The sequence below is a fragment of the Acididesulfobacillus acetoxydans genome (assembly GCF_902729405.1).
GTDB lineage: Bacteria > Bacillota > Desulfitobacteriia > Desulfitobacteriales > Desulfitobacteriaceae > Acididesulfobacillus > Acididesulfobacillus acetoxydans.
This window is the reverse complement of the sequence record NZ_LR746496.1, coordinates 1,916,179-1,928,264: the sequence shown is the minus strand read 5'-3', so window position 1 is coordinate 1,928,264 and position 12,086 is coordinate 1,916,179. Positions and strand designations below refer to the sequence as shown.

General features: G+C 51.3%; 9 protein-coding genes and 1 pseudogene. 2 read left to right on the top strand and 8 right to left on the bottom strand.

Annotated features, from left to right (window positions below):
- Window positions 1-133: 133 nt before the first annotated feature.
- The 6 genes from MNU25_RS08500 to MNU25_RS08475 all read right to left on the bottom strand — a co-directional run bounded on the left by MNU25_RS08500 (window position 134) and on the right by MNU25_RS08475 (window position 9,540).
- Window positions 134-970, bottom strand: a complete 837-nt coding sequence (locus MNU25_RS08500) for a hydrogenase iron-sulfur subunit (RefSeq protein ID WP_240984672.1) — start codon at window positions 968-970, stop codon at window positions 134-136.
- 131 nt (window positions 971-1,101) lie between these two features.
- A complete protein-coding gene (locus MNU25_RS08495) occupies window positions 1,102-4,194 on the bottom strand; it encodes a CoB--CoM heterodisulfide reductase iron-sulfur subunit A family protein (RefSeq protein WP_261486579.1) in 3,093 nt (1,030 codons plus the stop codon).
- A 294-nt stretch (window positions 4,195-4,488) separates the two neighbouring features.
- The gene (locus MNU25_RS08490) at window positions 4,489-5,652 is read right to left on the bottom strand and encodes a (Fe-S)-binding protein (RefSeq protein ID WP_240984670.1); all 1,164 of its coding nucleotides are present in this window, start codon (window positions 5,650-5,652) and stop codon (window positions 4,489-4,491) included.
- A 258-nt stretch (window positions 5,653-5,910) separates the two neighbouring features.
- Entirely contained in the window at window positions 5,911-6,450 is a 540-nt protein-coding gene (locus tag MNU25_RS08485) for a 4Fe-4S dicluster domain-containing protein (RefSeq protein ID WP_240984669.1), read from the bottom strand.
- Window positions 6,425-8,404 (bottom strand): aldehyde ferredoxin oxidoreductase family protein, encoded by a 1,980-nt coding sequence (locus tag MNU25_RS08480; protein ID WP_240984668.1) that lies wholly within the window; start codon window positions 8,402-8,404, stop codon window positions 6,425-6,427. The genes MNU25_RS08485 and MNU25_RS08480 overlap by 26 nt, the downstream gene beginning before the upstream one ends.
- 605 nt (window positions 8,405-9,009) lie before the next feature.
- A complete protein-coding gene (locus MNU25_RS08475; protein WP_240984667.1) occupies window positions 9,010-9,540 on the bottom strand; it encodes an AAA-type ATPase lid domain-containing protein in 531 nt (176 codons plus the stop codon).
- Window positions 9,541-9,839: 299 nt separating this feature from the next.
- Between MNU25_RS08475 and MNU25_RS08470 the strand changes: the two genes are divergently transcribed.
- Complete coding sequence (locus MNU25_RS08470) at window positions 9,840-10,169, top strand: type II toxin-antitoxin system Phd/YefM family antitoxin (protein WP_240984666.1); 330 nt, start codon at window positions 9,840-9,842, stop codon at window positions 10,167-10,169.
- Window position 10,170: 1 nt separating this feature from the next.
- Window positions 10,171-10,488, top strand: a complete 318-nt coding sequence (locus MNU25_RS08465) for a type II toxin-antitoxin system RelE family toxin (RefSeq protein ID WP_240984665.1) — start codon at window positions 10,171-10,173, stop codon at window positions 10,486-10,488.
- A gap of 290 nt (window positions 10,489-10,778) precedes the next feature.
- Here MNU25_RS08465 and MNU25_RS08460 read toward each other — a convergent pair.
- Window positions 10,779-11,396: pseudogene (locus tag MNU25_RS08460) on the bottom strand (IS1634 family transposase); the annotation flags it as partial.
- Window positions 11,380-11,820 (bottom strand): class I SAM-dependent methyltransferase, encoded by a 441-nt coding sequence (locus MNU25_RS08455; RefSeq protein ID WP_240984663.1) that lies wholly within the window; start codon window positions 11,818-11,820, stop codon window positions 11,380-11,382. The gene MNU25_RS08455 and the pseudogene MNU25_RS08460, both read right to left, overlap by 17 nt.
- Between the last annotated feature and the right edge of the window lie 266 nt (window positions 11,821-12,086).

Genomic DNA, 12,086 nt, shown 5'->3' with positions numbered 1-12,086 from the left:
TGTACCCTGCTGAGTCGAAATGGCATTGCCATAATGCAAATATGAATCGCCCTTTGGTCTTCTTGCTTCATCGTCAATTGAAGCCCTGCTTCCGCTTTTGCCGAGCACATGCGCATGTCTGACGCTGCTCAGACTACCGAGCCGACTTCTTTCGGCTTAGGGTCCTTTCTCCTTCAGGCGGAGGAGGCGGAACCTCTGCGCCGAAAATCTCCCGCACCGCGCCAAAACGCTCAGGGCAGACTTCAAAGCAAGTTCCGCACTTGATGCATTTCTCCTGGTCGATAACGTGGACCTGATTCTTCACACTGATAATCGCCTCCGCCGGACATCTTCGGGCGCAAATCATACAAGCCTGGCACTTGGCGGGATCAATATAATAGGAAGTGACCTCACGAAATAACCTATCTATCTCATCTCGCGTGAAAAAATCATCGTACTGTTCCGGATTGTTCAGACGTGACGCCAGTTTATCCTTTTTCACCCTCTTGATATAAGGGACCAACTTGGCGACTTCCATCAGCTTGGACTTTACGGTCTCTTCGTCTATGCCTTCGCCCTGCCCCAGGGGGCCCAACTCCTTGATTTTCCGGCCAAATTCACTCATGACTTCGGCAAAACGGATGCCGTCACCGGAGGACATAAATTCGACCCTCAATCTTGCGGGATTCAACCCGATATGCTCCATGATTTTTTTAGCCAGAAGCACCATGTTCAGCGCATGGTAATTCCCATGCGTATCATAATTGCATTCATTCAGGCGGCAGCCCCCGATAAACACTCCGTCCGTTCCCTTTAAGAAGGCCCTGAACACAAAGGCCAGGTCGACTCTCCCGGAACACATGACACGAATAAGCCTGCTTTCGGTTGTATACTGTAGTCTGGAAACTCCAGACATATCGGCAGCGCCATACCCTCACCAATGGCAGACAAAGCCTAAGATTCTCGGCTTAAATTCCAGTTCGGCGCTCACTCGTGCTCACTTCCTCCCCGAATAGACTTTTCCCCTCAATAGGCGTTTCACCTCGTGCACCATCCCGGTATGGAGTAATCCGGGCACATTCCGCTGCCGGGCCATGCGCCGCAGGGAGGCGGTGCCGGTCATCACTGTCTTGCCGCACCGGATCTCCGCACGTCTGTAAGCGCGGCATCAATTTGGCTGAAGATCTCTTCATCGGTATAGTGCTTAAGGGAAATGGCCCCGGTGGGACACTTGGCGTTACAGAGACCGTCGCCTTTGCAGAGGACCGGATTGACAACAGCCTTTTTCCCCAGGCGCGTCTCCCGCAACTCAACAGCGCCATAGGAACAGGCCGAGACACAAGCTCCGCAGCCAATACATTTGCGTTCGTCTACCTCGCAGACAGCACCGGAAGCCACCACCGTATCATGGGAGAGAAGGGTTAAGGCCCGCCCGGCCGCGGCATAAGCCTGGCTCAACGTTTCCGTAATGAACTTGGGATAGTGGGCGAGCCCACACAGATAGATGCCGTCGGCCACAAAATCCACCGGTCTTAATTTGACATGCGCTTCTTTGAAAAACCCGTCCGGATTCGCATTGACTTTAAATAACCGGGTTGCCTCTTCACTGCCCGCGGAGGGAATGACAGCGGCCGCCAAAGCAATGACATCCGCATCGATCTCCAGCTTCTTGCCTAAGATGGGATCGGTTACGCTTACCCTCAAAACGTCCCGGCCTTCCTCCACCGCCGCTTCTACCTGGGGTCGGTCCGCGGGTTCATAGCGAATGAACCTCACCTCTTTGCCCGCCGCTTCCCGGTAATAGTCCTCATAGTACCCGTACGTTCTCATATCCCGGAAGAGAATGTAAATATCCAGCTGGGGATTTAGTTTTTTTAGATTCAGAGCGTTCTTGAGCGTATGGCTGCAACAGACGCGACTGCAGTAATTTCTCTCTTCATTGCGGCAGCCCACGCACTGGATCATCACAAGACTCCGGGCGTCGACCAGCCTTTCCTCCTCCCGGGCGATTTGTTCTTCCAACTCGAGGTTGGTCACGACCCGATCGTCCTCACCGTAAAGATATTCAGTGGGCCGATACTCCTCAGCCCCTGTCGCAAGAAGAGTGGCGCCATGTCTTATTTCCGCGATCCGGCCACCGGAGTTCACCTGGGTGACGAAATTCCCCACATAACCGCCCGTCTCCGTGATGACAGCCCCCGTGCGGACGTGGACCAGGGGGTGCCGATAAATCCTCTGCACAAGATCGTGCACATACTTCTGAACATCCAGCCCCTCGAGGGTGAAATACATCTTGCGCGCCATTCCCCCCAGCTCCGGTTCCTTTTCCACCAAGTAAACTTCATGCCCCTGATTGGCCAGGCTGAGAGCGGCGGTCATCCCGGCCAATCCTCCTCCGACCACCAAGGCCGCCTTGTTGACAGGCAGGTCAAATTCTTGCAAGGGCTCTAAATGGCGGGCGCGGGCGACCGACATCCGGATCAGATCCTGGGCTTTCCGGGTCGATTCTTCTTTTTCTTTGGAGTGAACCCAGGAGTTGTGTTCTCTGATATTGGCCATGTCCAGGTAATATTGATTGATTCCCGCTTCTCGCACGGTATCCCGAAATAACGGCTCCAGGGTTCTGGGGGAGCAAGCGGCGACAACCACCCGGTTCAGCCCTTTTTCCCGGGTCATATCCGATATCTCTTTGGCGGAATTTGTTGCGCAGGAAAAGAGTTGTTCCTGAGCATAGACAACATGGGGCAAAGATAGAGCGTACTCCACCGTGGCGGGAACATCCACAATCCGGCCGATATTCGCGCCGCAATGACAGACAAAGACTCCTATGCGCGGCTCTTCTTGAGACACATCTTTCTCGGGCGGATATATTCTTGCCTGAGTCAGCCGCCCCCGCCGGTAGTCCAAGAGTTCGCCGCATTCAGAGCCGGCCGCGCTGGCGCTGAAGACCGCTTCCGGAATATCCGTGGGACCCCGGAAAGCTCCGCTGACAAATATCCCGGGTCTCGTGGCCTCCATGGGGTTCACCGGGTTGGTTTTGCAAAAGCCGTGGGCATTGAGCTCAAGACCGAACTTGTTCGCCAGCTTCACATAGTCAGCCGGAGGGTTTAAACCCACGGACAAGACCACCAGATCAAATTCCTCTTCTTTTACCCCCTCATCCGTTGTGGAGTAGCGAAGGGTGACATTCTTACTTTCGGGAATCTCCCGGCCGATAGACACATAACTTCTGATAAACCGCACTCCGGGAAGGCTCTCCGTTCTTTGGTAAAAGCGCTCAAAATCCTTATTATAGGAGCGAATATCGTTGTGGAAGATGGTGCACTCAGCCTCTGCCTCATGTTCTTTAGTCAATATCACCTGTTTCTGAGCATAGGTGCAGCAGACAGCGGAACAATAGCTGTTCCCTCCGGGGATAACCTGCCGGGAACCGACACATTGAATCCAAGCTATTTTATGGGGATGCTTGTGGTCAGTTGCGCGCAAAATCTCCCCTTGATAAGGCCCCGTCGCGCACATGAGCCGTTCATAATCGAGACTGGTGACCACGTTGGCAAACTTTCCGTAACCATAGTCATGCCGTAACCCTGGATCGTAAGGCTCAAGTCCGGGGGCCAGAATCACCGCCCCGACATTGACTTCTATTTTCTCCGCTCTCTGATTAAAATCAATCGCCTGATTCTTGCAGATTCCCTCGCAAATTCTGCACTTCTTCTCTTTCAGATAAAGGCAACTGTCATCAATATAGGTGACCAGGGGAATGGCTTGGGCGAAGTAGATATGGATGGCTTTATTCTGCGATATTTCCTGGTTAAACGAGTCCGGGTATTTGACCGGGCAGTACTCCACACAGGCGGTACAGCCCGTGCATTGGCTCTCATCGATATATTTTGGTTTTTTAATCAGAGTTACCTGAAAGTCCCCCGCCTCTCCTTCCACCTTGTCAACCTCAGTGTAAGTCATGACCTCTATATTGGGATGCCGGCCGACCTCGACCAGTTTGGGGTTGAGAATTCACATAGCGCATTCATTGGTGGGAAAGGTCTTGTCCAGTTGGGCCATGTGCCCCCCGATGCTCGGCGCTTTATCCACCAGGTAAACTTTGAAACCCGAAGAGGCTAAGTCGAGAGACGCCTGAATGCCGCTGACCCCGCCCCCGACCACCATGACATCGCCAAAGCGATTGTTCCGGAGCCTTTGGGAAAGCTGTTGCATTTGCGTATCCGAAAATTGTCCGTTGGCCATTTTCTATCACCTCCTACTCCGAAACCAGCCCGCGACTTCCAATTGTGCGCGTCCCGCGGGATACAGCGCCGCCCACTATGGCGCCGGCTCACTCTTTACCGGGGAGTTTCTCCCTGCCGGTCAGGCCGCCGGGGCGCTAAACCCGGGGGACATAGGCACGTTCACTTGTGGTACTTCTTAAGGCCGCTCCTCCTTTACTTGGGGACATTCCTCTGACGACCAGACATTCGCACTCACGAAGAGGAGGTGTGTCCCCTTTCCTCTTTAAATCACTTCTTGCAGGATCTCGGTAATGTCCTTCACCTGAATCCGATCATCGTAGTTCTGGACCACCCTGCTATCCTCAAAATTGGTGATACAATAGGGGCAAGCCGTAACTAACTCCTCAGCCCCAATGTCCAGCGCTTGTTCTAACCTGAGGTTGGCAAAGCGCTCAGACTTGGGCGTTTCGATCCAGATCCTTCCTCCCCCGCCCCCGCAGCAAAAACTGTTTTCGCGCGCTTCAGGCATCTCGTCCAGTTGCAAGCCGGATATCCCGTTTAAGACCGCGCGCGGTTCGTCATAAATGCCATTATGACGGCCCAAATAACATGGATCATGATAGGTTACTTTCTTGGCATATTCTTTGCTGATCTGCAACCTTCCTTCATTAATGAGCTGATACAAATACTGGGATATATGAACTACTTCAAAGTTGACCTTGAATTCTTGGGGATACTCGTTTTTAAACGTGTGGTAGCAGTGTGGGGAAGAAACCAGGATTTTCTTCACCCCATGGTCGATCCAACTCTTAATGTTTTCCTTGGCCAAGCGTTTAAAGACTTCCTCATTTCCTGTTTTGCGGATGCTTTCCCCACAGCAGTTCTCCTTGGCACCCAGGATGCCGAAATCCACCCCGGCTTTTTGCAGGATCTTCACCGTAGCCGCGGCCACTTTCTTTAACCTGGCATCATAGCTTAGATAACAGCCGGGAAAATAGAGAATTTCCATCCCTTCCTCAAACGTTTTTACGGAGAGATCCTTGGCCCAATCCCCCCTCTTGGCTCGTTCTTCGCCGAAAGGATTGCCATCTGCCGTAAGATGACCGCTCACGGCGCGAAGGGGCTTGACCGGCCCGGGCAAAACACCATAGCCTGTGGCGAAGCGGCGCAGAGCGATGACGTTATCGATCTGCCGGACGTCGCGCGGGCATTCCCTCGGGCAGCGGCCACAGGTAGTGCACCGCCAAAGCTCTTCCCGTTCGATCTCAATCAGACCAAAAGTCGTCTCCCGCATTAACTTGCGCATGCTGAAGGTTGTCACTTTGTTCCAGGGGCAAACCGTGTCGCACTTGCCGCATTGATAGCAGAACTTGAAGGCTTCCGCACCGTTTTCTTTGATCTCATCAATTGCTTCTTTGAAAGGAGCTGCCGTCTCCACGATTTTCATCCCCCCTGAAATCAGAAGTCAGAAGCCGGAAGTCAGAAATCAGAAACCGGAACTGAGTCCGGAGACCGGAGTCTGAAGACCGAAGGCCGGAGTCCGAAGACCGGAGACCGAAGACCGAAGACCGGAGACCGGAGGCCGAAGACCGGAGTCCGAAGACCGGAGGCCGAAGACCGGAGACCGGAGACCGGAGTGAATGTACTCCTGCCCGGCCCTGACAAACGTCGCAGGTATTTTCGTCGCTCCGGACTCCTATCGTACCTATCCCTTCTGGGACAGGCGGGCCATACTGTCTGCCAGCTTCTGCCACCCATATTTATCAACCAAGGCTTTCAAGCCCAATTCCATGTCGCCCAGCTTGACCTCTTCTTCGACTTCCTCTTCCCTTTCCTCGTAGGTAAGGGCATCCGCCAAGCACCACTGCACACACCAAGGCTCCTTGAGTGACGGGTCATCTTCGCACATGTCGCACTTGAGAGGGAGGCCGGAATCGGGTTCCTTAAAAACATCCCTAGAGGGGCAAGAGGCGCGGCAAAAGTCACATTCGCTGTACTCCTTGCCCTTAATCACATATTTGTCTCGGCCCGCACACTCGGCGGCGACATACTCACCGGCGTACACCGGCAGAAATATGTCTTTGATTGGATCTCGGATTAGCCGGATACGAGCCCTGGCCGGGTTATTACTGCTGTATTTAGGCGCCGCGTGAAAGGAGGCACAGATCACCTCACAAGCCCGGCAGCCGTTGCACTTATCCGCGTCGATTTTGATCGTTTTAATCTTCTTTTTCACTTTGCTCATTGCCCGTAATTCCTCGCTGTTCCAAGTCCTCACCGACATCATCCAAACCCAATTCCCTCAGGCACTCCCGGGTCGGAACCCCTTGATTGTCCCAGCCTTTAAAGTGGTAATACGCATCCAAAAGCTTCGTTTCGAGCTCGGGAAAGCGGTGTTTCCAATGATCCTCGGGCGGACGTTCATCCACTCTTCTCAAGCCTCTCCTGACATTGATGGCTCTGATTAAGGTCCGGTTTCTCTTAGCCGCTTGCTTAAGCTTTGCTTCATCAAAATCAATCCCGGTTGCGGCAGAGATTAAACTGGGGTAATTGTGCAAGTGATACGCCGGCTTGAGCGGAAAGGAGGACAACCCGGCGCACATGCCGGTGGAATCGTCGATATGGTGCATCTTCTCCATCCAGTCAACAATTTCACACGTAGCTTCTACCGAGGGGTAATACGGAATGGAATTTTCGCCGCGCGGTTCCCAGTCCAGAAAATACTGTTTAAACTTTTCCTCCGGAACCTGGACCCAGTCCTTAACAAACTCTTCTCTTTCCTCCCTTTTAGGGAAAGGCGCCTGCGGAAACTGCCCCTCGATTTGAGTAATGTTAATTTTCTCGCCGGTAGAATACATGAGGAAGTAGATGGGATTGAGCATCCCCAGTTTGAGAGGAAGCTGCTCGTGTTTTTTGATATTGTTGTGAGCATATTCGTCTGCACCCCGTCCGATTTCTTTGGCCGCCCAATAGGTGCCGTTGGCCAAAACATCCCCGATCCCCTCCCGTCGTACAATTTTCTCAAGTAACCAAAAAAATCTCTCCTCACTGCCGGCTGGCATCCCCGGCAGGTCCCGGTCCGTCAAAATACCGGCTTCATAAAGCTCAAGGGCAAAGGCAATCACCTGCGGGGTTGTGAATCCGTCCACTCCGTAGGTCTGAGCATTGTAATTAATTTTATAGCCGAAATCTAAATCCGACATGGCTGCCATGGTGTAGGTGAGTTTGGAATAACATTTCATCATGTATTTGGGAACCCCGGGGTAAGCCACGGAAGCCCCGCAACTCAGCGGACAGTTATAGCAGCTTAAAAATCGTTCCCGCGCTTTTTCCTGAGTCTCTTTCCAGCTCTGTTCGACTTCCTTGGTCCAAAAGTCTTTGCGGCGCAGGCGGGCATTGCCCCAGGTAAAATTTGTCGTGTGCCACTCCTCATCATGAATTCTCATCTCTTGCGGTGACCCCAGCCCGGCTAAAATAGGCGGCACCATTCCCAGGGGGTGTTTTTCCCGAAATTTTACGTATTTCAGAATTTCATTGCACTGCTCCATAAATTCGGCCGGTCTGGCTATATTGACGTCCTTGGTTCCCCGCACCGCGATGGCCTTTAACCTTTTGTCTCCCATGACACCGCCCATGCCTAAGCGGCTGGCGCTGGAACGTCCCTGCTCAATGGAAGCATAATACACCCTGTTTTCGCCGGCCAGACCGATGGCCGCCACTTGGGCATTCGGTTCCCTCAACTCCTGCCGGATAAGTTCTGCAGTTTCCAAGGTGCCTTTCCCCAGAAGATGCCGGGCATCACGCAATTCAACTTTATCATTATTGATCCACAAGTACACCATCTCGGGAGACCGACCCCTGATAATGACTTTGTCATAACCGGCATGCTTCAGTTCCGGGGCAAAAAAACCTCCCATCATGGAATAGGCCATTAACTTGGTCTGAGGGGAAAAACTGGAGACAATAGTACGGTTAGCGCCGGGAGCGGGCGTGCCTGTCAAAAGACCCGCTCCGAAAATAAGAAGATTGTCTTCGGAATAGGGGTCAACTTCCGGAGAAACCCTCTCCCAAAGTATCTTGGCGTTCGTACCGAGCCCACCCAGGAAGCGTTCGGCCAGTCCCGGATCCGTTTCTACTCTTTCAATATTTCCACGTGATAGATCAATTTCTAAATTATACCCTGTCTCGGCATACCTCATTTTCAACACCTCTGTCCGGCAAGTCTTACGTTTCGTTGGTTTCCACCCCGGAAAATCCCGTACACTTCCGGCAAGCCGGGGTCAACGGGTTTTGAGTTAGGATTTGCCATGTTGGGTTACAATTTACCCATCCCTCTGCAGCGCACACTCGCTCGTTTTCACTCTCAGCCGGTACCACATCGATGTGGTCTGGGAGTCTCCTCGGGTATCTTGGCTCGGGTATCTTGGCTCGGGTTGTTTCGCGCTTGGTCATTCCTCTTTGAAATTTATGGATGCAAGTATCGTGCCATGCTTTTGCATCAAAGCGCGTTATAACGCTTGTCTATCGCCAAGGGTATATAATCCCCTCTCAACAGCCGCAGGCACAATGTCAGCAGTCACTGAAACGTAAGTTCTTCCAAGGGTCTCAGGAAATCAAAAATAAACACCACTGCAACATTGTCGTGGTGTTTATCTTCGCTCCGCGCAATCCTTACTATATCCGCGTTTCGCAGTTAAGTCATGTTTGCATTGTCATGATGCACTAATGACTTGGGCTTCCGCACGGTATTTACGCCGACGTTCTGCTTCATTTTTTAAATGAGCTTTAGCGCGCTTCCAGTCATCTATTCCGCACTATCCGCACTATCCGCACTGTCCTCTGAGCCAGGAGGCAATTTATACTTCTGAAGTTTCCGGATAATTGTTGGATGGGAAACGCCCAAGACTTTGGCCGCTTGTCTGGTCGTGGGGTAAGACTGCATGGTCTTTTGCAGAAGTTCTTTCTCCAACATTTGAACTGCTTTCTTGAAAGATATCGGCTTATTAACCTGAATTACCAGGGCTTGGCGTTCGGGTGTCTTCACTTTAAACGGCAAATGCTTGAGGGTCACAACCTCATCCTCACTCATGACGATCAGTCGCTCAATCAGATTCTCCAATTCCCGTACGTTGCCAGGCCAGGGCAGGCTTTCAAAAGCTGATAAAACGTCTGGCTCAAACCTTATGTTCCTGCCGTATTTGCGGTTAAATACCTCCAGGAAATGGATAGACAAAGGGACGATATCATCCGGGCGCTCCCGTAGCGGAGGTATGTGAATTGGCACGACATTCAACCGGTAAAAAAGATCCGCCCGAAAACTCTGTTGAGCCACCATTTTTTAAGCCACTGATTTTTAATCACTGGCTTTTTCTGTATCTAGGAACATCATAAATCTCTATAAGTTGTCCCGGACCCCCAACCTCAAAGAATGGGATCTCTCCTCCATGAAGCTCCGGATCTATGGGGGCACTTCCGTCGGCACCGCGGAAATCTGACAATGGCGGGAAACCCTGGGGCGGACAATGGATGGCAGTAATGAGATTGCCGTTGTATAATGGTATCAATCAATTTATTGATAAATTTATCGACATGTCATAAAATAACAGTAGGAACTATATAGAAGGGGTGCTGTTTATGTTAAACCCTAATTTCATCAGTGGTGCAATAAATTCTCTAGTGCCAATTTCGCGTTTCAATAAGGGCGAAGCCAATAAAATTTTTGAAGAAGTCCGGGAATCTGGCTTTAAAATTGTGCTAAAGAATAATATTCCTACCTGTGTGCTGCTCACACCAGAAGCCTATGAGCAAATGCTTGAAACCATGGAAAATTACCGTTTGCTTGTAGAGGCTGAAAACCGCCTAGAAAACGCCAAGGGTGCCGATTTTGTTCCTTCGGAACAAGCCATGCAGGAACTGGGCATAAGTGAAGCAGAGCTAAAAGAAGTAGAAGTGGAACTCGAATAGCATGTGGAAAGTAGAATATTTAAAGGAAGCATTAGAGGATATCAAACGACTTGACCACATCCAGCGTTTGCAAGTGGTGAAAGCCATCAATAAAGTTGCGGTCAACCCACTGCCCCAAGGTGAAGGCGGCTACGGAAAATCCCTGAGTAATAAAAGTGGTACAAACCTGGCAGGCTATTGCAAAATCAAGTTATTAAAGCCCGGATTACGGGTAGTATACAAAGTTGTGCGGGTAAACAACATCATGAGAGTTATAGTGGTTTCTGCAAGAGCTGATGATGAGGTATACATTCTGGCCCAAAAGCGTATAGAGCAATAAAGAAAAGGGGGTGAACATTCTTTAGTGTAAATGGAATAACCATCCAAAACTTTGTCAATGATTTAATGGCAGCATAAATCGGGCAACGCTGAGGGAGCGCCCCATCGCTTGCTGCGGCTTATACGGTGAAACGGTGGACTTTAAGTCTGCCATTTTCCATTTCACCGGTAAGCCCTGAGCGGATAAACCTCGGGAGTTTGACTCGCTTTCGACAGTCCGTAGACACGGGAAGTGCCTCAAACCCTTATGGCATCTGGGTTTCAGGCACTTGTGGATAACGTACCGTGTACCTACACTTTTTGCCCCTTGGGAAGCGAAATATCCCATATTCTCGGGGGTTCCGGCAATTTGAGTGCTGGAAAAATACCCGTTTGCTCGTGGGTTAATTCTGTCCTTTGAAAGACTTTCCCGTCCGTCGATTCCCACTCGACGAGATAAATTTTCTCCAGTTCGAAACGAAGGTTGGCCCAAGTTTGTTGAGTCTCTACTTCTGCCAGGCGTACCAGGAGCAAAGCCAGCCAACACAGCAGGACATGGGCACAGATCCGATCGTCTTTTCGGTGGTAAACAGGCCGTAGCTCCAGAGTCGTTTTGAGCGTGCGAAAAGCCCGCTCCACTTCCCAAAGCTGTTTGAAGCCCAAGGTGATATCCTCTATGGAGACGGTGTCATCCGAGGTGCGGATAAGGTATTTCCCGTCCAGCCTTTCCGCGGCTTTGACCGCTTTCTGGTTAATCCTAAGGTTGCCTTTAGCATCGATTTGCAAATATCGCTTGTAGACGATATGGCTGTAGAGGGCACAGTGGGCTTTGGTGTGCGCTTCTCCGTCCAGCTCCTTCAGCTTCGCGAGCTTCTGCTTCAGCTTCTCCAGGTGCTTGGCGCGGGTATGGGCATCACGCTTGGCTTCCGCCACACTCACGACCCGCCCCAACTTCCAACACTCGGAATGCTTCCTGCAAGGATGCGGGAAAACCCGAAACCCACTCCATTGAGTCTACTGACAACACCAAATCAAATGTCTCATCGCCAAAGGGCAGGCATTGAGCATCTGCTTCAACAAACTGGATAGATGCCCCAGCCTCAGTTGCCTTTAACTGAGCCTTTTCCAACATTGCCGTTGAAACATCAACCCCAGTAACCTCTAAAACCATTCTGGCAAGATCTATAGAATAGCGACCGGTACCGCAGCCAATATCAAGCACCTTCAAACCCGTTCCTGGTTCTAGACAAGAATAGATGGTTTCCTTTTCAATTCGTCCAACAATACGACCTTCTGCGGTATCGTAGAATTTGTCGTAGCTCTCTGTTCTCTTTTGATCATAGACTTGCTTCATTTTGCCGCCTACTCTCTCAATATAATGGGGCCAACGCAAAGACTTCGGGACGATAACGAAAAAAGATCTTTAACCTGTGCTACCTTCGTGTCTCCGGCGCCGGTTACTGGCACGACTTCTTCGCCCGCCATCCCGGTTCAGAATGCCACGCGTCCATACCATGAACAAGCCTGAGATATCTCATATGGCGTAGTCGCTGGCGGTCCATGGCGGATGTGCATCAGACCAATCGGGAGAGCAAGCCTCTGTCAAGGCCGAGGCAGCGG

Bases quoted from the DNA above. Each gene is read 5' to 3' on its own strand.
- MNU25_RS08490 (WP_240984670.1), bottom strand. From the start codon at position 5,652: ATGAAAATCGTGGAGACGGCAGCTCCTTTCAAAGAAGCAATTGATGAG.
- MNU25_RS08485 (WP_240984669.1), bottom strand. From the start codon at position 6,450: ATGAGCAAAGTGAAAAAGAAGATTAAAACGATCAAAATCGACGCGGAT.
- MNU25_RS08480 (WP_240984668.1), bottom strand. From the start codon at position 8,404: ATGAGGTATGCCGAGACAGGGTATAATTTAGAAATTGATCTATCACGT.
- MNU25_RS08475 (WP_240984667.1), bottom strand. From the start codon at position 9,540: ATGGTGGCTCAACAGAGTTTTCGGGCGGATCTTTTTTACCGGTTGAAT.
- MNU25_RS08470 (WP_240984666.1), top strand. From the start codon at position 9,840: ATGTTAAACCCTAATTTCATCAGTGGTGCAATAAATTCTCTAGTGCCA.
- MNU25_RS08465 (WP_240984665.1), top strand. From the start codon at position 10,171: ATGTGGAAAGTAGAATATTTAAAGGAAGCATTAGAGGATATCAAACGA.
- MNU25_RS08455 (WP_240984663.1), bottom strand. From the start codon at position 11,820: ATGAAGCAAGTCTATGATCAAAAGAGAACAGAGAGCTACGACAAATTC.